Origin of the sequence: Parabacteroides sp. PF5-6, from assembly GCF_029504695.1 — a bacterium.
GTDB lineage: Bacteria > Bacteroidota > Bacteroidia > Bacteroidales > Tannerellaceae > QVMG01.
The window spans coordinates 70,915-97,416 of record NZ_JAQFIN010000003.1; the positions used below are offsets into that span (position 1 = coordinate 70,915).

Here is a 26,502-nt window from a genome sequence, read left to right on the forward strand (position 1 = left end):
GGTAGCCACTCGCTATTCTTATCAGCAAAATAAATGCCAAAGGCCTTAATCGCTCTCTTTTTATCTAATTCTGCCAATTTTGCAGTGTCAGATCTGTCACCTTCTATTGCAAAATTCCTCCTTTTTCGTATCTTTGTAACATAAATAAAATCTGACTATGACGCATCTACATGACTTTATTGGCGACCTGGCGTTAATTCTCATCTCCGCAGGCATTGCCACAATCTTATTCAAATGGTTGAAGCAACCCGTCGTTCTGGGTTATATCGTTGCGGGCTTTATTGCCGGTCCTCACATCACGTTTCTGCCTACCGTCACCGATATGGGCAACGTGGAAGTCTGGTCGGAGATCGGGGTGATCTTCCTTTTGTTTGCTTTGGGCCTGGAATTTAGTTTCAAGAAACTGATGGACGTAGGTGGCACGGCTTCCATTGCCACATTGATCAATATGGGTTCGATGATCCTGATCGGTTATATCGTAGGGCAGCTTTTAGACTGGTCGCAGATGGATAGTCTCTTCCTGGGCGGGATGCTTTCGATGTCGTCGACGACTATTATTATCAAAGCGTTCAATGATATGGGTTTGCAGAAGCAGCGTTTTGCAGGCATTGTGTTCGGCATGCTTATCGTGGAGGACTTGGCGGCGATCCTGATGATGGTGTTGCTCTCTACCTTGGCTGTCAGTCATACGATCGAAGGGATGGAATTGTTGAACAGCCTGTTGCGCTTGATCTTTTTCGTGATGGTTTGGTTTATCGTAGGCATCTACCTGATACCTACCCTGCTGAAGAAACTGAAGCGCTACCTCAACGACGAAACCCTGTTGATCGTTTCCATCGGTTTGTGCCTGGGTATGGTATTGTTTGCCTCTAAGGTCGGCTTCTCCGCTGCTCTTGGTGCGTTCATTATGGGTTCTATCCTGGCGGAGACGATCAAGGTGAAGCAGATCGAACACCTGGTTGAGCCGATCAAGAACCTGTTCGGTGCGATCTTCTTCGTTTCGGTCGGAATGATGCTGAATCCCGGTGTGATCGTTGAGAATGTTGGTCTGATACTGATCCTTACCTTCGTGGTATTGATCGGTCGGGTGATCTTTGCCACGATCGGTGTGCTCGCTTCGGGCGAGGGCTTGAAAGTCGCCTTGCAGGCAGGCTTCAGTCTGGCGCAGATCGGAGAGTTTTCTTTCATCATTGCTACATTGGGGAACAGCCTGGGAGTGATCAGCGACTCGCTTTATCCGATCATCGTGGCGGTTTCGATCATCACGACCTTTACTACGCCTTACTTCATCAAGCTATCTACGCCATTGTACCACTTTATCGAACGTTACATCCCTTCCCCATGGGGGCGCCTGATCGAAGGTTATGCCTCGTCGAACCTGAAAGTAGTCAACAAAAAGAACGATTGGACCCGTCTATTGAAGAGTAGCCTGCAGTTTACGTTGGTTTACGCCGTGATTTCCTTATCAGTGATCTATCTGTGCGAACAGGTATTCACGCCTTTCATCCTTTCTTATATCCCGACCGTCTGGGGACGTGCACTCGCCGCCGCCCTGACCTTGTTATTGATCGCTCCTTTCCTGCGTGCCATCATGATGAAGAAGAACCGTTCGGAAGAGTTCCGCAAACTGTGGAGTGATAATCATTTCAACCGGGGTGCATTGATCTCGCTGATTGCTTTGCGGGTAACGATCTGCATTGCTCTGGTGATGATGGTCTTGGTGCCATTGTTTCCCAATACGATGATCCTGCAATTCGTTATTTCCGGTGGGGTAGTCACTTTTATTATCTTCTTTCAGGGCTTTAAGACGCAATCGCGTATGATGGAAGCCCAGTTTCTGGCGAACCTGAACCAGAAACAGTACGCCGACGAACGCAAAGCGCCTATCCATCCCAAGATCGCCCATGCGCTCCTGTCGAAAGACATTCATCTGGAAGAGATTGAGGTATCGCCCGCTTCGCCCAAGGCCGGGCGCACTTTACGCGAACTGGATATGCGTAAGAACCTGGGCGTACATATTGTCACCATCCTTCGGGGCAGCCGGAAGATCAATATCCCTGAGGCCGACGAACGGCTTTACCCCTTCGATAAGATCATTGTTGCCGGATCGGATGAGAACCTGCAAAAGATGATTCAGCTCATTGCCTATCGCGAGCAGGGGACGGTAGAGGAAGATCTTCCGCAATGCCATGTCAGCCTTTCGCAATACATCGTGGAGAACGGCTCGCCTATGATTGGCCGTTCCCTTGAGGAACTGGACATACAACGCCGCACCGAATGCATGATTATCAATATCGAGCGCGACGATGTCTCCACGATCACGATCGCTCCGGACTTCACCTTCGAAGCACATGACACACTCTTACTGGCTGGCGAGAAAGAGAAGCTCAATGCTTTCGAAGAGAACATGGGAATAGGTATCCCCCTGGCGTTAAATAATCACTAAGCGATCCGGCGGAAAAGAAATAATACTATATTTGCTTCTGTTAAACCTAAAAAACGCCAACATGAAAACTCCTCTTGCATACCTGCTGCCGGGATTATTGTCCCTTCTGGTCGCTTGTTCCCACCTATCTGATAAAAATGCGGAAGTATCCGTCGACAACCTGAAAAGGATTTGCTCCACCTTAGGCTCTGATGCGTTCATGGGCCGAAAACCATTCACTGCAGGAGAAGCACTCACCCTAAACTATCTACAGGAAGAGCTGCAGAAGATCGGTTACGCGCCGGGCTTCGGCGATTCGTACTTACAGGAAGTACCCGTACTGGAAGCTACGTCCCGGGTTAAGGGCGCCTGTACGATCGCGCTCGGCAACGAAACGATTGTATTCGATGCACCCGATGAGATTGCCATCCACGCGCCGTATCCTGCGGAGCAGATAACGATCGAGGCTTCCGAACTGGTATTCTGTGGTTTCGGCATCGAAGCAGCGGAGTACGGATGGAACGACTTCGAAGGGATGGACCTGAAAGGCAAGACCCTTGTGGTATTTATCAATGACCCCGGACTGTACACCGGCGACCCCTCCTTGTTCAAAGGCGAAGAAATGACCTATTACGGGCGGTGGACGTATAAGTTTGAGAAAGCCGCGGAGTTGGGTGCCGAAGGCATCCTGATCATTCACGAAGAGACCGGGGCAGGATATGGCTATAACGTGCCACGCAACAGCGCGATCAGTTCCCATCTCTATATCGACGACGCTACGGTATGGGACCGTTGCAAGCTGGCCGGTTGGATCTCTGCCGCAGCAGCCGAGCGATTGTTCAATCGCTTGGGATACGATATCGAAGAGCTCCGTCGCCAGTCGGCCCGCCGGGCGGTCAACGCGTTTCCGATGCAGGCATCGATCAGCGTTACGCTTGAAAACACAGTGGTGCGCAATGTTTCCCACAATGTCGCCGGCATCTGGAAAGGAAGTGTACGGCCGGAGGAAGCGATCGTCGTTGCCGGACACTGGGATCACTTCGGGATTGGCGAAGCGAGTAGGGGAGATTCGATCTTCAACGGAGCCGTCGATAACGCAACGGTCATCGCCTGGGCCTTCGAGATCGGCCGATTGATAAAAGAAAGTCAGATAAAACCGGAAAGATCCCTTATTCTCTTTTTCCCAACCGCCGAAGAACAAGGACTAATCGGTAGCGCTTATTACACGGCACATCCGATCGTACCCATGAGCCAAACGGTTGCCTGCTTCAATAATGATATCATGATTCCGCGCGGGGCGATGAACGACCTGACGATCATCGGCTATGGCCATTCGCAACTGGATTCGCTGTTCGGTATCTATGCCGACAAGCAAGGCCGGTATATCCTTCCCGACCCGGAGCCGGAATCCGGTCTCTTTTTCCGGAGCGATCATTATTCATTCTATAAAGCCGGAGTGGCTTCTTCCTGGGCATTGGGCTGTTACGACAGTCAAACGCATGGGAAAGAATGGGCGGAAAAGACGTATAATGATTTTGTGCGGAATGTATATCATACGCCTCACGACAATTACGACCCAACATGGGATTGGTCGGGGGTCGTGCAGGATATTGAGTTGACCTGCGAGCTGATCCGCTACCTGTCGCGTGCCGACAGTCCGTACCCCAAGCTTTATAAGTGAGGCAGTTGGCAACTGGTGGAATGCGCTTTGCAGGCGATCACGTCGGCGACGGTTCCCTGAAACGCACCGTGCTTTTCGATCTTTAAAGTCGACATGGCGGCAGCAAAGCAAGCGGCCTCTTCAATATCGGCGCCTTTAGCCCTTTTGTACAGGTAGCCGGTCATATACGTATCGCCACAACCGGTGGCATCAACCACCTCGCGCGGCGTATAAGCCGGGATGCGCGCGAATGCATGCCCGTCGTAAACGACTGAACCCAGACTGCCCAATGTGATCAACACCTCGTTCACGCCCCAGTCGTATAACTGTTTCGCCGCATCGGCAATCCGGTTGTATCCGGTCAATACCTCCATCTCATGTTCGTTCGCCTTCAGAAAATGAATATAAGGCAAAAGTTCCTTTTTGTCGGGCCAATCGACAGCAAACACCTGCGTATCGCGCACTTCCCGCAGGTAGCCCTGGGAATCAATCGATATCTTTCCTTTCCCCGCCAGGAACTTGACGACCTCCGCCGGGAAATCGTCGGCAAGCAAACTGCCCAGATGGTAGATCTCCGCATCCATCTCTTGCAGATAACCGACCGTAAACGGATCGGCTTTGGCCGTCACCCGCTGGGTGCGGTTATCCTGATTCTCTTTGTAGATGTTCTGGAAACAAACCGAATGGCGGCTGGGCATGACATGGGTAAGAATACCCTCCTGACGGAGCTGTTCGACCACATGCATCTCCGCTTCTCCCACTGCAGTGACCAATGCATAGTCTACATCATCAAACTTTTTGATCGCCTGCGAGAAATAGAAAGCCGTTCCCCCCGGCATATCCACCGCTTTTTGCGGAGTAATCACCTTATCGAGCGTGATATGACCAATACAGCAGAGTTCATGTCTATTCATGTCGTGTCGTTTTATAAGGGTGCAAATATAATAAAACTTTTAGCCCCCGAGGAAATTCATATGCTCTGATTTGGGTAATACGCAGAGCGATTTTTTGCTCTGCGTCGGTCTTTTAGGGGCATTACCGGCCGGGTTTTTTGGTAAGAGGTACCTCAAAAATGAGTATGAGGTACGTCATAATCCGTTTTGAGGTACGTCATAATTTGTTTTGAGGTACCTCTTACATGTTTTATACCTGCCTCTTATTGGTTTTTCCGACTTATTTTGTCAAAAAAAGAGGCTGGAGTTGCGGAAAAAGTCTTGACATCGTGTAAAAACGGCCGTATCTTTATGTTTATATAAACCTTATAAAACAAAAGCGATATGAGTATTATTTACAAACCCCGAAAGATGGTCAGTGTAATCCCCGGAAAAGAGAAAACAGGTTATTTCGCCGGCAAAGTGCCCTCCGGCATGATCACAACCCATACGTTGTGTCAGAAGATTTCCGACCGGTGTTCGCTCACCAGCGCGGACGTAAAAGGAGTATTGGAGGCCTTGACCGAGGAGATCGAGATGGAGCTGAAGTACGGACGGAGCATTCAGATGGGGGAGTTGGGCATCTTTACGGCTTCGATCACCAGTGATGTGGTAAGTACGAAAGAGGATCTGAAGCCCAGGAAAGTCAAGGTCAAAAGCATCTCTTTCCGGCCTTCGGTAAGGCTTAAGGAAGAGATGGAGAAGGTGGAATTCGTTCGGCAACGGGAGTTGAATACATAGTCCGGCCAAGCGAACGATATATAGGGAGGAAAAACGACAAAGCCGGCGCTAAGTCCTGAAGGATTTAGCGCCGGCTTTATTTGTAGCAACTCACTATTGTATTAATGCAAACCCTCTTCCGTCGGATTCGGGACTTCCGGATGGACTTTATTTTCGTTTTTGACCACTTGCGTCTTGATCTGTTGTTCTTCTTTGTTGAAGTCGACAACAATCTCATCGCCTTCGCCAACAGAAGCACGGATGATCATTTCGGCCATTTCGTCTTCTACATACTTCTGGATAGCCCGTTTCAATGGACGGGCACCAAACTGCACATCGTATCCTTTCGTGGCGATAAAGTCTTTGGCTTCATCGGTGATCCGCAGTTGGAAGCCCAGATCTGCGACACGTTTGTAGAGTCCTTTCAGTTCGATATCGATAATCTGGTGAATGGCAGCTTTATCCAACTGGTCGAACATGATGATATCGTCTACACGATTCAGGAATTCGGGGGCAAAAGCTTTATTCAAGGCTTTCTGGATCACGCCGCGGGAGAAGTCTTTGTCTGTCTCGTTCGGCCCGGCGGTGTTGAAACCGACGCCTCGCCCAAAGTCTTTCAACTGGCGCGTACCGATATTCGACGTCATGATCAGGATCGTGTTCTTGAAGTCGATCCGGCGCCCCAGGCTGTCGGTCAAGCGTCCTTCGTCTAAGACCTGCAACAAGAGGTTGAACACATCCGGGTGTGCTTTCTCAATCTCATCGAGCAAGACCACCGAATAGGGTTTACGGCGTACCTTTTCCGTCAGCTGTCCGCCTTCTTCATACCCCACATATCCCGGAGGGGCACCGATCAGGCGGGAGACAGCGAACTTCTCCAGATACTCACTCATATCGATACGGATCAGCGAATCGGCCGAGTCGAAAAGATATTCCGCCAATTTCTTTGCCAGGTAGGTTTTACCCACGCCTGTCGGCCCGAGGAACATAAATGTGCCGATCGGTTTGTTCGGATCCTTCAGTCCGACACGGTTGCGCTGGATCGCTTTGACGATCTTCTGCACCGCTTCATCCTGACCGATCACCTGTTTCTTCAGGATCTCACCCATTTCAAGCAGGCGGATGTTCTCTGCCGTAGCAATGCGTTGCACGGGAACACCTGACATCATGGCAACCACTTCGGCCACCTTTTCTTCATCTACCGTTTCCCGGTGTTCCTGCATCTCCTGTTCCCATTTCGTTTTGGCGGCTTCGAGCTGCAACAGATACTGGCGTTCTTTATCGCGAAAGCTCGCGGCCAGTTCGAAGTTCTGCGATTTGACCGCAGCCAGCTTCTCTACTTTGGTATCCTCGATCCGGCCTTCCAACTCTTCGATGCTTTTGGGCACGATAATGTTGGATATATGTACACGCGAACCGGCTTCATCCAACGCGTCAATGGCTTTGTCGGGGAAGTTGCGGTCGCTGATATATCTCTCTGTCAATTTGACACACGCGACCAAAGCCGCGTCCGTATAAGCGACATTATGATGTTCTTCGTAACGCGGTTTGATGTTCTTCAGGATCTGTAAGGTCTCTTCCGCCGTAGTCGGATCGACAATCACCTTCTGGAAACGACGTTCCAGGGCACCGTCTTTCTCGATATTCTTGCGGTATTCGTCGAGCGTGGTGGCTCCGATACATTGAATCTCGCCACGGGCCAGCGCCGGTTTCAACATATTGGCCGCGTCCATTGAACCTGAAGCCGAGCCGGCACCGACAATCGTATGGATCTCATCGATAAAGAGAATGATGTTCGGATTCTTCGACAACTCGTTCAGTATCGCTTTGATACGCTCTTCAAACTGCCCGCGATACTTGGTTCCGGCAACGATAGAAGCCATATCGAGGCTGATCACCCGCTTATCGAAAAGGATACGCGAGACCTTGCGCTGCGTGATGCGCAAAGCTAAACCTTCCACAATGGCAGACTTACCGACACCCGGCTCACCGATCAATACCGGATTGTTCTTCTTGCGCCGGCTTAAGATCTGCGCCAGGCGTTCGATCTCCTTTTCGCGTCCGACAATCGGATCCAGGCGGTTCTCTGCCGCGGCACGGGTCATATCCGTTCCGAAATTATCCAATACAGGCGTATCGTTGGGCGATTTGGGCAGATTAGCCGCAGACTGTCCGCCACGGGGATCACGCGGAGAGGCGAATTCTTCTTCATCCTCGTCCTCGTCGTCCGTATAGCCGTCGCTGATCTCTTCTACTTCTTCGTATTCCGACAATCCCGTTCCGCTTATTAAATAGTTGTATGCCGCTCGGTAGCTCACGCCCTCTTTCGTTAAAATGCGGGCGGCCACGTTGAACTCTTCTTTCAGAATAGCCAGCAAAAGGTGCTCGGTATCCGTTTCATCACTCTTAAACATACGGGCTTCGAGCATACTCATACGCAATACGCGTTCAGTCGTTTTGGTAATGGCAATCTCCTGTTGGATACTGTCTTCTCCTTCGATTGTATGACGGATTTCATCTTCAATCTTTCTCTTAATGTCCAGGCCGGTCACGTTCAACTCGTGCAAGATCTGCATGGCCTTTCCTTCACCGTCCCGTAAAATCCCTAACATCAGATGCTCCGGTCCGATATAGCTGTTTTGAAGGCGGATAGCCTCCTCCCGGCCATACTCGATCACATCGATCAATCTCTTTGAATAGTTACTTTTCATCCTATTATATAATGTACTATAGATATGCAAAATTAATAATCTCTATCATCTAAACAGCAAAATTCATGCCATTGTTTTGAATTGAGTTTAGAAAAGCCTTTCGAAGCAAAATTTCGGCCCAAATACTTTTGTAGTAAAGGGAAAAGCCTTACCTTAGTGCGGTTTTTCAGTGATGAAATTGTGAGTGTATTAAATAAAAAGCTAAATGGTTGATCAAGACAGAATTATAAAGATTAACATTGAGGATGAAATGAAATCAGCGTACATTGATTATTCAATGTCGGTTATTGTTTCACGTGCGCTTCCTGATGTAAGAGATGGTTTCAAACCGGTTCATCGCCGTGTTTTGTTCGGTATGAATGAATTAGGTAACAATTCAGATAAACCTTATAAGAAATCCGCTAGAATAGTGGGGGACGTATTGGGGAAATATCATCCGCACGGCGATTCCTCCGTATATTATGCCATGGTGCGTTTGGCGCAACCCTGGTCGTTACGCTATCCGTTAGTAGACGGACAGGGAAACTTTGGTTCCGTCGATGGTGATAGCCCGGCGGCTATGCGTTATACCGAAGCCCGGTTGAGTAAACTGGCCGAAGAGATGCTTCGGGATATCGATAAGGATACGGTTGATTTTCAGCTGAACTTCGACGATACGTTGAAGGAACCGACGGTTCTGCCCACCCGTATTCCCAACCTGTTGGTCAATGGAGCTTCCGGTATCGCCGTGGGGATGGCAACAAACATGCCGCCGCACAATATGTCCGAAGTACTGGATGGCTGTGTAGCCTACATCGATAGCCGTGGAGAGATCGATGTGGAAGGACTGATGGAGTACGTGAAAGCACCGGACTTCCCCACGGGAGCCACAATTTACGGCTATGCCGGCGTCAAAGAAGCTTTCGAAACGGGTAGGGGACGTGTTATCCTGCGCGGAAAAGCGGAAATTGAACCGGCACAGAACCATGACCGGATCGTGATCACCGAAATTCCTTATTTAGTCAATAAAGCGGAGTTAATCAAGTATATTGCTGACCTGGTTAACGAAAAACGCCTGGATGGTATCTCGTATGTCAACGATGAATCCGACCGCTCCGGTATGCGAATCATTGTGGATGTGAAAAAAGATGCCAATGCCAATGTGATCCTCAATAAGCTTTATAAGATGACTGCCTTGCAGTCGTCGTTCAGCGTGAACAATATTGCACTGGTCAACGGCCGTCCACGACAGCTGAACCTGAAAGATATGATCAAAGCTTTTGTCGATCATCGTCAGGATGTGGTCATGCGGCGTACCCGTTATGAACTGAAGAAAGCCGAAGAACGGGCACATATCCTGGAAGGATTGATTATCGCTTCCGACAATATCGACGAAGTGATTTCTATTATCCGCTCTTCCCGTAGCCCGCAGGAAGCAATCGAACGGTTGATCGAACGCTTCTCTTTCTCCGATATACAGGCACGGGCGATTGTCGAGATGCGCTTGCGTCAGCTTACCGGACTGGAACAGAATAAGTTGCACGCCGAATACGAAGAAATAGAAAAACTGATTGCCCGCTTGAAAGAAATCCTCGAAAACGAAGATGTCTGTATGCAGGTGGTGAAAGACGAATTGCAGGAAGTGAAAGATAAATACGGCGATAAGCGAAAAACCGATATTATCTATGCTTCGGAAGAGCTTAATCCGGAAGACTTCTATTCGGATGATGAAATGATCATCACCATCTCACACATGGGATATATCAAACGCACACCGCTGACGGAGTTCCGTGCGCAAGGAAGAGGTGGAGTAGGGGCTAAAGGTTCTGAAACCCGTGATGAAGACTTTGTGGAATATATCTATCCGGCCTCTATGCACGCTACCTTATTAATATTTACGGCAAAAGGTAAATGTTACTGGTTGAAAGTCTACGAAATACCCGAAGGAGCCAAGAATGCCAAAGGACGTGCCATCCAGAATCTATTGAATATCGAGCCGGATGATAAGATACAGGCATTTATCCGTGTGAAGAAACTGACCTCGGATCTCGAGTTTATCAATTCACACTATCTCTTGTTCTGTACCAAGAAAGGGGTGATCAAGAAAACCTTATTGGAAGCTTATTCCCGTCCGCGTCAGAACGGTGTCAACGCCATCGGTCTTCGCGAAGACGACGGTTTGATCCAGGTGAAGATGACCAATGGAGATAACGAAGTGCTTATTGCCAATAAGAATGGACGGGCAATCCGTTTCCATGAAAGCGCTGTCCGGGTGATGGGTAGAACCGCCTCCGGAGTCAGAGGAATGACCCTCGACAACGAGGAAGATGAAGTAATCGGAATGGTGACAATCAAAGATATGGAAAAAGAAACCATCCTGGTTGTATCCGAACAAGGATATGGAAAAAGATCGCACATCGAAGACTACCGAATTACTAATAGAGGTGGAAAAGGTGTAAAAACTATTAATATTACCGATAAGACGGGTAAACTTGTGGCCATGAAAAATGTCACAGAAGATAATGACCTGATGATTATTAACAAGTCAGGTATTACGATCCGGATGAAAGTGGCGGATATCAGTGTGATAGGACGTGCTACGCAAGGTGTTCGTCTGATCAATCTGGAAAAACGACACGATGAAATCGCTTCTGTATGTAAAGTCTTGTCTGAAACGGATGAAGAGATAGCAGAACAAAAAGCGGAACGTGATGCCCTGTTGGAAAGGGAAGTGCATGAGTCCGTCCTGACTCCGGATGTGATTGCCGATCTGCCGGATGATGATGAACCAAACGATGATTCAGAAGGTCGTGAAGAAGAAACAGAATAATAAATAGAATATTAATCTCTCAAATTAGAAATTGCATGAAACGAGTATTATTATTATCAATTGCACTATGCGTGGCAGCAACAGGTGCCTTTGCACAAAAGAAAGCTGTTAGCCAGGCTCAAAGTATCGCTAAGGGAAATAATGCTGATTTTGCAGAAGCAAGAACCTTAGTCAAAGGCGCCTTGCAAGATCCTGAAACTAAAGATGATGCAAAGACTTGGTATGTTGCCGGATATGTTGAAGATCAACAATTCAGTGCGGAAAGAATGAAAGAACTCTTAGGCCAACAGCCTAATCAACCGGTGATGTATCAAGCCCTTTTGAATATATTACCCTATCTGGAAAAAGCGTATGAATTAGACCAGTTGCCCGATGCTAAAGGAAAGGTAAAACCTAAATTCACCAAAGACATCAAAGGAATATTAAGCGCCAACCATGTGTATTACATCAACGCCGGTGCATTTTACTTTGATGAAAGAGATTATAAAAATGCTTCTGAAGCATTCGAACAGTATCTGAAAATCTCTGATTTACCGATGTTCGCAGGTGAACAAGTCGCTGCAAGAGACTCAAACTACATGACGGTTCAGTTCTATGCCGGAGTGGCTGCCACACAGCTGGGCGATCGGCAGAAAGCAATTGCTACTCTTAATCGTGCAAAAGAATATGGTTACAGACAAAGCGATACGTATCAATACCTGTATTACGAATATCAGGAGTTGAGAGATACGGCAAACATGGAAATGGTGGCCAAAGAAGGTCTTGCGATCTTCCCGCAGGAACCATTCTTCATCCTTAATCTGATCAACATCTATATCTATACGAACAGAAACGAAGAAGCAATCGATTATCTGACTAAAGCAATCGCTGCCGAACCGAACAACGCACAGTATTACGATGTTTTAGGAAGTGTATACGAATCCGGTTTGAAAGATTTCGACAATGCCGAAAAGAACTACGCGAAAGCATTGGAGTTAGATCCCGATTATGTTGACGCATTGTCCAACCTGGGGCGTGTCTATTACAATCAGGCAATTAGTGCGCAAGGTGATGCCAATATGCTCAGCGACAACAAACTGTATCAGGAAGAAATTGCAAAAGCTAAAGCTCTGTTCGAAAAAGCACGTCCGTATTTCGAAAAAGCACATCAGCTTAAACCCGAACAAAGAGAATATATGGTAGCCTTGAGAGGTATCTATTATAATCTCTCTATGGGTAAAGAATTTGAAGAAATCGAAGCCAAGATGAACAATTGATCATCGATCCGGAATCAGGACCAACTGATCCAGAAATCAGATCAACTGAATCTCAAACCAGATCAATTAATCTTATAGTCGATCCGATAAAAAAGAAAAGCTGTCTCCAAGAAGGGGACAGCTTTTTTCGTTCTATACACTTTAGATTCTCTCCAGACAAAATCAATTAAACATAATCGTAATTATAAATTAATTAAGTGATAATAAGAGGGATATTTGCAACTCGCTGAAAATGAGGCGTCAATATCTCCCTCAGAACCTACCGGTAGTTTGTGAACAAACTACCGGTAGGTACAAAAAAAGATCCGTATACAACTTCACAGCCATATACGGACAAACAAATAACAAACTCTACTTATATGAAAAAACAAATACTACTAACAAACTCTCTTTACTCTATAACAACAAACAAAATCAGAATGTTCATTAAGAGCAAAGAAATCTTCACGAATGCATAACAAGCAAAGGTGTATCCGTATGGAACAGCATCTTTCGTGCTATGCTCGGATTGAACATCCGGGCGATGACATTTCGTCTTTGCGTGCCTAAAGCAATCACATCGATCGTTTCATCGCGGACAAACTTCTCAATCGCCAAAAGCAGATCACCATCTGCTAACACCGTATGGTTGATTTTAGCCTCAGGATATTGTCGCTTAAAGTATTCACTTATCCCTGTCAGACGAATCTCATTCCATTCGTTTTTACTGGTTGAGATATTAAAGAGATGAATAGTGAAGTCAAATCCTTTGACCAACTCCATAAACTTGTCAAAGATAACTAAATCTCTTTGATTAAACGAAGTAGCAAACGCAACATTTTTTATTTCTTTCAGATTTTTGAAAGGTGTATTTTCCGGAATAGCTAAAACCGGTGTTTTATGTGCTTCAAAAACTTCGCCGGTCACACTTCCGATCAGATCCATTTCTTTCTGGCTCTTTCCACGGGTTCCCATGATAATCAACGTCGGTTTATACTCCTTGCTATAGGCTATAATCTCTTCTTCGGGCAGGCCTTCGCGTAGGATACAGTCGAATTTCACTCGGGGAAGTTCTCCGGATTCTATTTTTCTTTTGATTAGATTAGATAAATTGTCCATATCCACCTGGACTCTTTTTAATACATGGTGCGCGTTTTCTTCTTCGTTCACCTGATAGGCTAAAGAGTCTCCAATAGGAATGGCGGTTGGGAAATACGGGCTGAAGTAGGCATGCATAATCATGACTTCGCCCTGGATTGCCGCGGCATAGTTCAGACCGATCTCACAGGCACGGATCGAGTAGTCGGAAAAGTCGACAGGGATCAGTATCTTTTTCTGTTTGACTTCTTTTTCTTTCGGTTCCTCGTCCGATTCTTTCAACCAATTACTATCTTCTATGATTCGTAAGGCATGAGGCAGATCGCTTTCTTTAATTCTTACACGCACACCTGCCGAAACGACGGGTTGGATTTGATTTACATTATGAATGTAGACGTCTATCCCTTCCGTTTCCAGTAAAGTCTTCAATATCTGAGCTTTCTCGTAGGTGTGGATTGCTAATGTGATTAGTTTATCTTCCATATTTTTTTAGTTTAGTAGGTATTAATAGAACAATACTTAAGTTTGAATAGTTACAAAAAAGTCCCAAATTCTTATGCAGACATCGGGACTTTCAGAGAACAATGCGAGTTTTCGTTATAAACTGGGTGCTTCGGCTACTGCACGGCTTTCATTCAGTATTTCCAAAGCACGGTCGAATATCGTGGTATCGTCTAAGACAACTAAACCTCCGTCAGGTCCCGGTTCGATGTGAATTCCACAACTTTTCCCGTCCCTGAAGTTTTGTCCTCCAAAATAATTCCGGACAGTTTCGACGGATACGCCCAACTCATCTGCTATCCGATGGGAAGTTCCGTCTGGTAAACTGTCTTTGACTCTTCGCAATTCATTAAAAGTGATTGTCTTTGTCATCATAACTTGTTCTATTTAGAAAATTAATAAGCATTAAATATGCTACTAACTTAGCCATTATATGTATGCGGGACAATCAAATAAATATGCTTTACGGCAGAAAGGAGGAATAAAAGCTTACCGCAACATGGAAACCAGCTGGGCGTTCAAAAGCATGATAAGAATAACTGTAATAAGAATGGCAATAACGATTAATCGCTGTCGCCGGATCGGGTAAACAACAGAAATCGGAGGCACATCTCTCCCACCCCATCCGACTATTTTCGGTCTGACCCAAGCATACAAAAGATAAACCAGATAGCCGAAGACTAATCCGACGAGAATGCCCGGAACGATATCCGAAATAAAATGAACTCCCAAATAGATACGGGTATAAGCCGTAACTATTGCCCAAAGAAAAACAGTGCTGGTAAACAGGGGTTTGTACCGAAAAAGCAAAGTCATAAACATGGCAAATCCAAAAGCATTGGCGGCATGGCTCGAGATAAAGCCATACTTACCGCCTCGATACCCGAACACGGTTTGCACTTCATCCATAAACGCCGGATGATGGGTCGGTCGGAAACGCATAAAAAGGGGCTTGAACAGATGGGAAGCAAACTGATCGCAAAGCGTAACCACCAGCACTATAGCCAATAACACCAAGAGAGATTCGCGCCAGTTTACTTTATAAGTCAGGACTATCAAGATGAACAATGCCAAGGGCAACCAAACAATTTTCCCGGAAAACAGCCACATGAAGTGATCTAAGAAAACAGAGTCACTGCCATTAAGCATAAAAAAGAGTTCCCTCTCGTAGTCCAGGATTTTTTCAAGCATGTATTAGATATAGTTTAGATAATCTGAATATCTTTCTTAGGCATCCATCCCACATTGCCATCTTCCGATTCGACTTCATTCCATTCGCCCAAAGTACTTTTAATCGAGACTTTCGTTCCCTCATGCAAGATAAACAAATCTGTTCCGCTGGCATCGGGCGAGCTCTTGACCGTCACGGTCGGAGAAAAGACAATCGCCTCCGTCCGGTTGATCAGTTCATTCTTTTGATTCCGGGCAAAGATATTCGAGAAGATCACAATCACCAATAAGACAATGCCCAGGTAGAACCCGACTTTCTTCATCCGGGCCCAACGGGAGAAAAAGAATAATAACAGACAACCGATAAACAACAGGAAGCAGAATATACCTAACTTAGCCCAGGAATCGGTTGATCCCATATTAGCTATGGCATGGAACCATCGCGTGAGGAAGAACTCCCCTACCGGTTCGATCTTATCGACAGCTCTTTGTTTGGCCAATTGCAGGTTGAAACGAATATCAGCATCTCCCGGATCGAGCAGAAGTGCCCGTTCGTAATTCAATATGGCCGGGGCAATCTGTCCGGCTTTGTAATACGCATTCCCCAGGTTGTAGTAGATCTGCGAGGATTCGCCATAACTGGTCAGTATCGCTTCATACTTTTGAATGGCTTCTTCATAGTTTTCCTGTGTATACGCCATTTCAGCTTCTTTTATCGCTTCATCCTGTGCATAAACGGAAAAACCGGCACAAAAGATAAACAAGAAAAAAAGTATCCTTTTCATATATTGATTTGTCTTCGTCTTCATTTTACTTTTTGATTGTATTTTCCATTTTACCGATAGCATCTGCCGTCAAGGTATAGAGTTGATCCATCGCATCCGAGGCTTGTGAAGGGGCATAACGGGCGAACTCACAGGTATTCAGGATATCCAGGAATTCTTTGATCAACTCTTCATTGACTCCATACTTCAAGAGTTCGGTCTCTACATTGTCTTTCGTCAGCTTCGCCTGAGGCATATTTAGTTTATCACTCAAATATCCCCACAATGCACGCGATACCTCTTCATAGAATTCTTCTTTCTTATTATCTTTCAGAAGTCTACCGGCATTCTTCAGACGACGGACGGCCATCTTATTCGCTTTCTTTGTCCGTACCAAAGCAATATTCGCATTCTCCTTCACTTGCTTACGGTAAATAAAGAAGAAGATAATGAACAGAATGGTCGGAATCAGGTAAGCCATATAATAAAGGAAAGAGCCGAAGAAGATCTCTTCATTCGAAACGAAATTGATTCCTTTCACTTTCAGGTAACGAATATCCTGTCCCAAGACGCGTACGCTTTCCCGGTTGGTAAAGTTGGAGACAACAGGCGCATTCCCCTCTCCTTCTCCTTTTTCCACTTGCAGCTTATACGGCTCGGATTGGATCGTTTTATACGTTTCTGTCTTCGGATCGAAGTAAGAGAATGTAATGGCCGGGATCTCAAATTCACCACCATAGCGGGGAATCGCCATATACTCGATCGTTTTAGAGCCGTTTACGCCCGAGGTCGAGTTCTTAGCGTTCAGAGAGACATTCGGATCAAAGACATCGAAGTCGTTCGGGAATACTACTTCCGGGTTCTTGATCACACGCAGGTTACCCGTACCGTTTATTTTCACCGTTATCGTCACCGCTTCATTGGCTTTCACCTCCGTGGCACTGATACTGGAGGTCATCGTAAAGTTACCCACCGCATTGCCATATCCGGCCGGCTTACCCGACGGCAGTGGCTTGACTTCTATCGTTGCCGGTGCAGTCGTTAAGGTCACTTTTACGTCCCGGTACATATCAAAGAAATCATCGAAGAAACTCTGTCTCCGTTGATTCGTATTTCTTACCTGGGCAACGATCTCATACTTTCCGCCTTCGATGGTCAGGTTGCCACTGCGTTGCGGGAACAGCAATACTTCTTTCATCACAGCGGTTTGATAATTCCGGCCGTTGTAATTCTCCATCTTGGTTGGGATTCCATTTTGAGGTTGCTCGATCTCTTGTACCAGGAAACCTTCAAATGTCGGGAATTTAAAGTTCTGAGGGGTAACGGAAGAGAGGAAATAAAGCTTGAAGGTGACCAGGATAGACTCCTGTTCGTAGATCTTCCGTTTGGAAACGATCATGCGCATGAAGAGATCTTTGTCCGATATGCCGGTTGCACCCTGTGCGTTTTGGTTGGCTGCCTCACTGGCTTTGTCTTCTGGCAGTACCTTGACGACTAATGCGTTCGAAGTATAGTTGGCATTCTTTACTTTGATCGTTGCCGGCGGGATATTGAACGTTCCCTCCTTCTTGGCCATTAGAATATAAGTGAAACTATAATTGGTCTCACTCGTTCTTTTTCCATTAGTGATGACCGTACTATGCGATTGAGACGGCGTCGGGCCCATCAACACGTCAAAGTCGGGCAATTCCTGAACCCGCAGATCTTTGGCTTCCGCATTGACGGAGAAAGTCAGCCGGAACTGTTGCCCTACCACAACCGCTTCCGGAGCTATCGCCTTAAATTCAACATCCTGGGCTTTCAAACCGGAAAGCCCGGCAACTACAATAAGTGAAAACAAGAAAAGAATTCTTCTCATCTTTATATCTCTTTTTCGTTTTTTACCAATTAGACCACACAAAATTACCATTCTTTTTCGGTTCTGCGGCGTTCGCGCTGCTCCATTTGTGCTTTCTTTACCTTTTCCTGCGTATCTTTTTCATCTTGCAGGAAAGCATCCAGGATTTGTTGTGCATTATCCTGACTCATCTGTTCATTGGGTTGCTCTTCTTCCTGCGTTTTGTTTTCTTTCTGATCGTCTTGATTCTGCTGTTGATCCTGTTGATCTTGATTTTGTTCCTGGTCCTGATTCTGCTCGTCTTGTTGCTGATCCTGACCCTGGTCTTCGTTCTGCTGATCTTCCAACAGTTTCTGGGCTAACGCCAGATTGTAACGCGTCTCATCATCTTTCGGATTGATGCGCAGCGATTGTTTGTAGGCTTCGACACTTTTGCCATAGTCTTTCTCTTGCATAAAGATATTGCCTACGTTATGATAAACGCCGGCCAGCCGTTCTTTCCCTTCGTTGGTCTCCATCATCTTCTGACTTTGTCCGGCAATCAGTTGATATTGCTCAGCCGCCTCCGGGAATTTCCCTTGTTTATACAACGCGTTTCCTAAATTATAAGTTCCCTCCGCCGAACGGGGGTTCACATCCACTCCTTTGCGATAAGCGATTTCGGCCTCTGTGTACTTTTCAGCCGTGTATAGTTTATTCCCTTCACGAACATTCTTCCGTTCTGCCTTTTGGGCAAAAACGACTCCACTTCCAAAAAGTAATGCGATCGACCACACTATCGTTTTCCGAATATACTTCATCTTCTTCAATTGATTTAAGAGAATAATTTGACTTTTCTGAATATCCGATTCTTCCTGTCCATTGTCAGGAACTCAACGATCAAGAGGAATAAGGCAATCCATGCCAATACCTGGAATTGCTCATTATATTCCGAGTAGACTTTACTGTCCAGTTCGGATTTATTCATTTTCTCTATTTCACTTTGTAAGGCTTTCAAGGCAGCATTGGTATTATCGGCCCGCACATACATGCCGTTTCCGGCAGCAGCGATCTCCTGACACATTTGTTCGTTCAGTTTGGTCACCACCACATTTCCTTCTTTGTCTTTCATGAAGTTATTGCCTCCGCCAAACGGAATGGGTGACCCCTGCGGTTGTCCCATACCTACGATATTGACATGCACTCCTTTCTCCGCTGCCTTCTTGGCCGCCCCGATGGCATCGTCTTCATGATTCTCGCCGTCGGTGATCAGGATAATCGTTTTGTCCGAAGTCTCATTCGGTGTAAACGAGCGCATAGCCAGATTGATTGCCGCCCCGATTGCCGTTCCCTGGGTCGAAACCATCGAGGGATCGATCGAAGAGAGAAACATCTTGGCCGAGATATAATCCGAAGTAATGGGCAACTGCGTGAAAGCATCCCCGGCAAAAACGATCAATCCCAGTTTGTCGTTGGAAAAGCCATCGGTCAGGCGGGATAGCATCTGTTTGGCTTTAGTCAAACGGTTGGGCGCCACATCTTCTGCCAGCATCGAGTTCGAAACGTCCAGGCAGACCATGATCTCCACTCCTTCCCGCTTCACGGTTTCCAGTTTGGAACCGAATTGCGGCCCGGCAATAATAAAAATAACCAGCGTAATGGAGGCAAACAATAGCCAGAACTTCAGATATTGCCGCTTAGGCGATACTTCCGGCATCAATTCCGAAAGCAATTGGGGGTTCCCATATCTCTTCAAGGCTTTCTTCTTCGCAATCAAAGCGTAAACATAAAAGCCGACGAGAAAAGGATGTATAAATAACAGATATAAATAATCCGGATTTGCGAAACGAAACATAAGCTTTCTGATTTAGGGTATATTCCTCAACAATGTATTTCTCAACAAGATCTCAAACAACAACAGGATAAAGATCCAAATCGCCAGCATTTTGTATTCTTCCTGCTTCTTGCTGAATTGCTGTACGCTGATCTTGGTCTTTTCCAATTGATCGATTTCCGAATAGATCGCTTTCAAACTGGCATTATCCGTGGCACGAAAGTATTGAGCGCCTGTAATGGCCGAAATCTGCTTCAACGCCGGCTCGTCAATTTCAACAGGGATGTTCCTATACTGCAAGCCCAGCGGGGTCTGAAAGGGATAAGGAGCTGTTCCTTGTGTCCCCACCCCGATCGTATAGACCCGGATACCAAAAGTCTTTGCGATTTCGGCAGCGGTTACCGGAGCAATCTCTCCCATATTATTCACCCCGTCGGTCAACAGAATGATCACTTTGGAGATCGCCTGGCTGTCTTTGATGCGGCTTACCGCATTGGCCAGCCCCAGTCCGATTGCCGTCCCGTCTTCGATCATTCCCATCTGGATATCTTTGAACAGGTTCAACAACACGGTATGGTCGGTGGTCAACGGACATTGCGTGAAGCTCTCTCCGGCAAAAACTACCAATCCGATATTATCATTTGGACGACCGTTGATAAAAGAAGCCGCCACATCTTTTGCTGCTTCCAGGCGGTTGGGTTTCAAATCTTCCGCCCGCATACTGGTCGAGATATCCAAGGCCAGCATGATGTCGATTCCTTCGGTGGATGAGTTCTGCCAACTGTTCGTCGATTGCGGACGAGCCAGGACAATAATCACCAACGCAATGATCACCATCCGCAAGACAAACGGCACATGGCGCAGATATACTTTCCACGACTTGGCCTGCGGCAGATCAAACGGGTCGGAAGCGGACACCTGTAAGCTGGCCTGTGTTTTGCGCAGCTTATAAACGTACCATCCGATCAGCGGAATCAGTAATAATAAGAGATAGAGATATGTAGGATTTGCAAATACCATTTTATTCTTGATTTAGAGTTGATTTACCTTCCGTTACTTCATCCTTGCCTTCCTCTTCCGGTTTCTCACCCGGCTTGGGAGCTTCTTCAATCTTTGTCTGGTTAACGAAGAGATAAGCATTCATCATACTTAAATCATTTTCATCCGGCAGCGGATGGATCTTGGCAAACTTCACCAAGTCGGATAACTGAAGGATCTGTTTCAGGTTTTCGTAAACCGAATCGGCTTCCGTTTGCTTCTTGATGAAATCCAGAATCTCTCCCGAGGTCATTTCCATAGCGCCGGCGCCAAAGCGCTCTACCATATAGCGACGCAAGGTCTCCGTAATGAGGGTATAGAATTCTTTGTTGCGTCCCTGTTGCCACAGTTTCTGTTGTTTGATCTCGTCGAGCTCTTTGATCGCCTGCAAATGCGGAGGCAGTTTGGGCTCTTCCTTTTTGAAAGGAATAAGAGACTTCTTGTTGCGCAGACGTTTGACCAGATAGAATACGACACAGATCAGGAAAAGCCCCAATAAGATGCCGAAGATCAACGGATAATAATCAGCCAGAACGAAAGGAGGTTTCCATACTTCCTTGATATCGAAGAACTGTTCCGGATTCTCTACGTCGACAGGCACCGTGCTCACCTTAAGGGCGACCTGATTGGAATGGATCGTATCCGTTCCATCGATCACCTGCATGGGAGGCAACAGATACAAGAGGGAATCAAAGGAAGTGATCAGTATATCCTGTTTGATCAACAGCCGGTCATTCTCAATCACGGAGGAATCCGGCTTCGAAATGGCCAATACTTCTACGCCCCGCATGATTGTGTCGCCGGGCAAGACGATTTGGACCGCCCGATCTTTGTCGGCTGTCACCGTTAGGCTCAATGTCGTTTGCTCGCCTATCAGGATTGCCGCCGAATCGAGGGAAACATCAATCAATGTCCGTTGTGCATACAAACTCTCTCCCGTCCCAACGACTATCAATAAAAGTAACAGTATGCATTTATGTATTTGTTTCATTCCTTCTCTTTAATTTCGTTTTTGAAAAAGAGCAATCAATGCTTTCACATAATCATCTTCAGTCCGCACGGAAACCGAATCGACCCGACTTTTCTTGAATGAGTCATTCATTTTGGTCTGTCTCTTCTCCCACCATTCTTTATACACCTGGCGCACGCGGGCCGAAGAGGTATCGATCCACCGTTCCATGCCGGTTTCGGCATCTTTGATCTTCATCAATCCGACAGCCGGCAGTTCGGCTTCCCGACGGTCGTACACCTGGATAGCCACCACATCATGTTTGCGGTTGGCGATGGTCAAGGCGTCTTTAAAGTCACCTTTATCGATGAAGTCTGAGATCAGGAAGGCCGTACACCGTTTCTTTATCGCATTCGTCAGATACTTCAACGCCTGGCTGATATCGGTTTCCTGATCATCGGGATGGAAATCGATCAATTCACGAATGATATAAAGGATATGCTTTTTCCCTTTCTGCGGCGGAATAAACTTCTCTACCTTATCGGAGAAAAAGATCACCCCGATCTTATCGTTATTCTGAATGGCTGAAAAGGCCAATGTGGCGGCTATCTCGGTGATAATCTCCGTTTTCATGACGCTGGCCGTACCAAACTCCCGGCTTCCCGATACATCGATCAGAAGCATAACCGTCAATTCACGTTCTTCTTCAAATACCTTGACATAAGGACGTGCATATCTGGCTGTTACGTTCCAGTCGATATCCCGGATATCGTCACCGAACTGGTATTCGCGCACTTCGCTGAACGCCATCCCCCGGCCTTTGAACGCCGAGTGGTACTGTCCGGCAAAGATATTCCGCGAAAGCCCACGGGTCTTTATTTCTATCTGACGAACTTTTTTGAGTAGTTCACTTGTCTCCATTAAGGTACTTCTACTTTGTTCAGAATTTCACTTACCACTTCATCCGAAGTAAGATTATTAGCTTCTGCTTCGTAGCTCAAGCCGATACGATGGCGCATCACGTCGTGGCAAACCGCCCGGATATCTTCCGGAATCACATACCCTCTGCGTTTGATAAACGCGTAAGCACGGGCGGCCAGGGCCAGATTGATCGATGCACGCGGAGAAGCCCCGAAAGAGATCATATTAGACAGGTTCGGCATGCCATATTCCTGCGGGAAACGGGTAGCAAATACGATATCTACGATATAACGCTCGATCTTTTCGTCCAGATACACCTCACGAACGACTTCACGTGCCTCCAGGATTTCTTTTTTAGTCAATACCGGTTTGATTTCCGGCGTTACGCCCGATATATTCTGCCGGATAATCAGTTTTTCTTCTTCCCTTTTCGGGTAATTGATGATCACCTTCAGCATGAAACGGTCGACCTGCGCTTCCGGCAGCGGATAGGTCCCCTCCTGCTCGATCGGGTTTTGTGTGGCCATGACCAAAAACGGCTTGGGCAATTTATAGGTATGCTCGCTGATCGTGACCTGACGCTCCTGCATCGCTTCCAATAAGGCACTTTGTACCTTAGCCGGGGCACGGTTGATTTCATCGGCCAATACAAAATTGGCGAAGATCGGCCCTTGTTTCACCTGAAACTCTTCGTTTTTCTGACTGTAGATCATCGTACCGATCACGTCGGCCGGCAACAAGTCAGGGGTAAACTGGATACGGCTGTAATTGGCATCGATCAGTGACGCCAGTGTTTTAATCGCCAAGGTCTTAGCCAGACCGGGAACCCCTTCCAGTAAGATATGTCCATCCGATAACAAACCTATCAACAAAGATTCCACTAAATGCTTCTGACCAACAATTACCTGATCCATTCCCATGGTAATCATATTCACAAACGAACTTTTACTTTCTATTCGCTCATTCAACTCTCGAATATCTACTGTCTGACTCATAGATTTTATTATTTTTTAAATGTTGCACAAAATTAGAAATGTTAAATACGTGGGATAAACTTTTGCAGTTAAATTATTATAACTGACATACGGGGTTTATTTAAATTATAAAATGGAAAAAAGTTTTCACTTTTCACCGGCGATAATCTCAGTCTGCAAAAGGGATGCCTTTTCGATGGATTCACGATCATTCGCATTGATCCCATACACTTCAGGGGCCGGAATGGCCAATTTTGTTCCTACCGGTATGTTGTTGGGATCTTCGATAAGTGATTTATTATAGGTATAGATATAGACCCAAAAGATTTTATGTTGATAATATTCAAGGGAGATCAGGGTCAGGCGGCTTCCGGGTTCGATCGTGATATGACCCAGTATGCTGTCGGAAGTGGCGGTTTCGGTCGAAGCTGTTGGAGTGGTTTCGGCAGGCTCCGGTTCTGCCGAAGGTTGATTGTCCGATATGGCAGTCACCTCCGGCGTTTCACGGGCGGATTCTTGCTGGGTTGTTTCAACCGGCACCGCTGATTGGAATTTGGGTTGCGGAGAATGCCGGGTAAAATAGTAAACCGACAGACCGATAGCGGCAACCAGAAGAATAAGAAAGACAATCAACCCAATTTTATTTCCCTTCCGCGGCGCAGTTTGCGGTTTCTCCGGAATATCTACTGCCGGCTGTGGTTCCGGTTTTTCCTCTATAGTTTCTGCCGTTTCAACAGCTTCTGTTTCAATCTCCCCTTCTTCTTCAAAATTCTCGCCTTGAATTTCCAAATTCTCCCCTTCTTTTTTCAAATTCTCGCCTTGAATTTCTAAATTCTCGCCTTGAATTTCCTGAGGGTTATCTTCTGTGTTGATTTCTGTCGTGTCAAAGAAAGAGAAAGGCTTGTTTACCAACTCCTTAAGTTCTTTGTCCGGAGTAAAATTGAATTTGTAGTGGCCGGGGATGACAAAGCGTTTTCCGGTATTGACATTGATGCTTTCCCGGTCTTCCACTTCAATGACCTTAAAGGTGCCCAGTCCTTTGATTTTGACAATTCGATCCGTGAAAGCGCCATCGACAACCACGGCGATGAATTCTTTCAGGAACTCTTCGGATTCTTTTCGGGTGCGACCGGTCTGCGTAGCTAATATACCGGCCAGATCTTGTAGTGTGAACCGGTTATTCATTCTCTTTCAATGCTTTTAATTTGTTTTTGATCGTCGTTCCGGGTTTAAACACCGGCGCCAATTTTGGAGGGACAAGGTAGCGCTTTCCTGTTACAGGGTTTACTGTAATGCGCTCATCTTTCTTTTTTACTTCGAATTGCCCAAATCCCTGGAAATAAACGGTATCGCTATCCATCAGCTTGGCGCTTACCACCGAGCTTAAAGCGGCCATCATATCCGTTACTTCCTGTTGGGTCCATTCCATGCGTTTCGCCAATTCGGAAACCAGCTCTTTGTTTTTCATTCCAACACCCGTTTTATCTTTTCGGGTGCTATATTACTAAATATTTAGGAATTAAACAAATAATAAATCCGAATCAGGATTCATACGACCCCATAAAGTTCAAAAGGCTGGGCATCCGTGATCCGGACTTCGTAGAATTCGCCCGGTTGGAGTTCGCGGTCTTTGGCGATCAGGACTTCGGGGTCGACTTCCGGCGAATCATACTCGGTGCGGCCGATATAAAAGTCGCTTTCTTCGCGGTCGACAAGCGTACGGAACGTCTTTCCGATCTTCTCTTCACTGATCTGTGCGGAGATCTTTTCCTGGATCCGCATAATATAGTCCAATCGCTCCTCTTTCACTTCCTGCGGGATGTTGTCGGCATAGTGTTTGTGGGAATAGGTACCGACTTCATGGCTATAGGCAAAGGCGCCCATGCGCTCAAAACGTGTTCGGCGGATAAACTCGACCATCTCTTCAAAATCCGCCTCTGTCTCTTCCGGATGACCGGTCATTAGGGTGGTCCGCAGGTGCAATCCCGGCACCTCTTCCCGCATCCGGGCAATCAGTTCATAGGTTTCCTGGCTGGTAATATTCCGGCGCATCACTTTCAGCATGTGGTCGCTGATATGTTGCAAGGCAATATCCATATACTTACACACATTATCGCGCTCGCGCATCACCCGCAAGAGATCATAAGGAAACTTAGCCGGATAGCCATAATGCAGGCGGATCCATTCTACGCCGGGAATATCCGAGATCCGCTCGACCAGTTCGGGCAGAGCTAACCGCTTGTAAAGGTCTTGTCCGTAATACGTCAAATCTTGGGCGATCAGTTGAAATTCTTTGACGCCCTGATCCACTAACATACGCACTTCCTCTTCCAAAGTTTCCATGGGGCGCGATTGATACTTCCCCGTGATCAACGGGATCGAGCAATACGAGCAGGTCCGGTTGCAGCCTTCCCCGATCTTGAGGTAAGCATAATGGTTGGGAGTGGTCAGGATCCGGTCGTTCGCCAGTTCCTGAAAATAGGGCTTGCCCAGGTCGGTGATCAATTCGTTCCAATTGAACTTACCGTAGAAGCGATCGACCTCGGGCAGTTCGGTTTTCATCTCTTTCAGAAAACGTTGCGACAGGCAGCCCATTACAAAGAGCTTGCCGATCTTGCCTTTTTTCTTCGCTTCGCCCAGTTCCAGAATCATATTGATCGATTCTTCCTGCGCGTCGCCGATAAAGCCACAGGTGTTGACTACAACGATCTCGCCGTTGATTTTCTCCGGGTCGTGAGCGACCGTATAACCGTTTGCCTTGAATTGACGTAAAAGCTGTTCCGAGTCTACCAGGTTCTTCGAGCAACCCAGGGTAATGATATCTACTTTATTTTTTCGCATATAAAAAAAGCCCCTCCAACCTCCCCCAAAGGGAGGCTAAAAGAGCTGTTGTTATGTTACATAATTCTTTTTTGCATTTTTAAGCCTCCCTTTGGGGGAGGTTG

At 46.6% G+C, this 26,502-nt stretch carries 21 protein-coding genes; 5 read left to right on the forward strand and 16 right to left on the reverse strand.

The genetic code is table 11. The features are described from left to right. The first annotated feature begins 157 nt into the window (after nt 1-157). Together M2133_RS04525 and M2133_RS04530 are read left to right on the forward strand one after the other, a co-directional pair. A complete protein-coding gene (locus tag M2133_RS04525; RefSeq protein WP_277464801.1) occupies nt 158-2,446 on the forward strand; it encodes a cation:proton antiporter in 2,289 nt (762 codons plus the stop codon). 61 nt (nt 2,447-2,507) lie between these two features. Then, nucleotides 2,508-4,106, forward strand: a complete 1,599-nt coding sequence (locus M2133_RS04530; RefSeq protein ID WP_277464803.1) for a M28 family peptidase — start codon at nt 2,508-2,510, stop codon at nt 4,104-4,106. On the opposite strand, the gene M2133_RS04535 is transcribed toward M2133_RS04530, so the two are convergent. Then, nucleotides 4,097-4,999, reverse strand: coding sequence for a PfkB family carbohydrate kinase (locus M2133_RS04535; RefSeq protein WP_277464806.1), 903 nt, complete (start codon nt 4,997-4,999; stop codon nt 4,097-4,099). The two genes, M2133_RS04530 and M2133_RS04535, sit on opposite strands and share 10 nt — an antisense overlap. A gap of 363 nt (nt 5,000-5,362) precedes the next feature. Between M2133_RS04535 and M2133_RS04540 the strand changes: the two genes are divergently transcribed. Continuing rightward, nucleotides 5,363-5,758: an HU family DNA-binding protein gene (locus tag M2133_RS04540; protein ID WP_277464807.1), complete on the forward strand. Its 396-nt coding sequence runs from the start codon at nt 5,363-5,365 to the stop codon at nt 5,756-5,758. A gap of 101 nt (nt 5,759-5,859) precedes the next feature. On the opposite strand, the gene M2133_RS04545 is transcribed toward M2133_RS04540, so the two are convergent. Continuing rightward, a complete protein-coding gene (locus tag M2133_RS04545; RefSeq protein ID WP_277464808.1) occupies nt 5,860-8,448 on the reverse strand; it encodes an ATP-dependent Clp protease ATP-binding subunit in 2,589 nt (862 codons plus the stop codon). A gap of 205 nt (nt 8,449-8,653) precedes the next feature. Between M2133_RS04545 and gyrA the strand changes: the two genes are divergently transcribed. Beyond that, nucleotides 8,654-11,257 (forward strand): DNA gyrase subunit A, encoded by a 2,604-nt coding sequence (gene gyrA / locus M2133_RS04550; protein WP_277464809.1) that lies wholly within the window; start codon nt 8,654-8,656, stop codon nt 11,255-11,257. 35 nt (nt 11,258-11,292) lie between these two features. Continuing rightward, nucleotides 11,293-12,513, forward strand: coding sequence for a tetratricopeptide repeat protein (locus M2133_RS04555; protein ID WP_277464810.1), 1,221 nt, complete (start codon nt 11,293-11,295; stop codon nt 12,511-12,513). Between the two features lie 444 nt (nt 12,514-12,957). On the opposite strand, the gene M2133_RS04560 is transcribed toward M2133_RS04555, so the two are convergent. The 14 genes from M2133_RS04560 to rimO form a co-directional block, all read right to left on the reverse strand. Continuing rightward, a complete protein-coding gene (locus M2133_RS04560) occupies nt 12,958-14,073 on the reverse strand; it encodes a universal stress protein (protein ID WP_277464811.1) in 1,116 nt (371 codons plus the stop codon). 114 nt (nt 14,074-14,187) lie between these two features. Further along, a complete protein-coding gene (locus M2133_RS04565) occupies nt 14,188-14,463 on the reverse strand; it encodes a DNA-binding protein (RefSeq protein ID WP_277465100.1) in 276 nt (91 codons plus the stop codon). A 117-nt stretch (nt 14,464-14,580) separates the two neighbouring features. Continuing rightward, entirely contained in the window at nt 14,581-15,282 is a 702-nt protein-coding gene (locus M2133_RS04570; RefSeq protein ID WP_277464812.1) for a phosphatase PAP2 family protein, read from the reverse strand. A gap of 14 nt (nt 15,283-15,296) precedes the next feature. Further along, a complete protein-coding gene (locus M2133_RS04575; RefSeq protein ID WP_277464813.1) occupies nt 15,297-16,070 on the reverse strand; it encodes a tetratricopeptide repeat protein in 774 nt (257 codons plus the stop codon). Between the two features lies 1 nt (nt 16,071). Continuing rightward, entirely contained in the window at nt 16,072-17,883 is a 1,812-nt protein-coding gene (locus tag M2133_RS04580) for a BatD family protein (protein ID WP_277464815.1), read from the reverse strand. 44 nt (nt 17,884-17,927) lie between these two features. After that, nucleotides 17,928-18,662, reverse strand: coding sequence for a tetratricopeptide repeat protein (locus M2133_RS04585; RefSeq protein ID WP_277464816.1), 735 nt, complete (start codon nt 18,660-18,662; stop codon nt 17,928-17,930). Between the two features lie 14 nt (nt 18,663-18,676). After that, nucleotides 18,677-19,696, reverse strand: a complete 1,020-nt coding sequence (locus tag M2133_RS04590; RefSeq protein ID WP_277464817.1) for a VWA domain-containing protein — start codon at nt 19,694-19,696, stop codon at nt 18,677-18,679. A 12-nt stretch (nt 19,697-19,708) separates the two neighbouring features. Further along, complete coding sequence (locus M2133_RS04595) at nt 19,709-20,695, reverse strand: VWA domain-containing protein (protein WP_277464818.1); 987 nt, start codon at nt 20,693-20,695, stop codon at nt 19,709-19,711. A 1-nt stretch (nt 20,696) separates the two neighbouring features. Further along, nucleotides 20,697-21,704 (reverse strand): hypothetical protein, encoded by a 1,008-nt coding sequence (locus M2133_RS04600; RefSeq protein ID WP_277464819.1) that lies wholly within the window; start codon nt 21,702-21,704, stop codon nt 20,697-20,699. Nucleotides 21,705-21,713: 9 nt separating this feature from the next. Beyond that, nucleotides 21,714-22,583 carry a DUF58 domain-containing protein gene (locus tag M2133_RS04605; RefSeq protein WP_277464820.1) on the reverse strand — a complete coding sequence of 290 codons (870 nt, stop codon included), beginning with the start codon at nt 22,581-22,583 and terminating at the stop codon, nt 21,714-21,716. Then, nucleotides 22,583-23,578: a MoxR family ATPase gene (locus M2133_RS04610; protein WP_277464821.1), complete on the reverse strand. Its 996-nt coding sequence runs from the start codon at nt 23,576-23,578 to the stop codon at nt 22,583-22,585. Before M2133_RS04610 ends, M2133_RS04605 begins: the two co-directional genes overlap by 1 nt. A 126-nt stretch (nt 23,579-23,704) precedes the next feature. Continuing rightward, on the reverse strand, nt 23,705-24,742 hold the full coding sequence (locus tag M2133_RS04615) for an HU family DNA-binding protein (RefSeq protein WP_277464822.1): 1,038 nt from the start codon (nt 24,740-24,742) through the stop codon (nt 23,705-23,707). Continuing rightward, a complete protein-coding gene (locus M2133_RS04620) occupies nt 24,735-25,025 on the reverse strand; it encodes an HU family DNA-binding protein (RefSeq protein WP_277464823.1) in 291 nt (96 codons plus the stop codon). The genes M2133_RS04615 and M2133_RS04620 overlap by 8 nt, the downstream gene beginning before the upstream one ends. Nucleotides 25,026-25,105: 80 nt before the next feature. Beyond that, complete coding sequence (rimO, locus tag M2133_RS04625) at nt 25,106-26,398, reverse strand: 30S ribosomal protein S12 methylthiotransferase RimO (protein ID WP_277464824.1); 1,293 nt, start codon at nt 26,396-26,398, stop codon at nt 25,106-25,108. Nucleotides 26,399-26,502 lie beyond the last annotated feature (104 nt).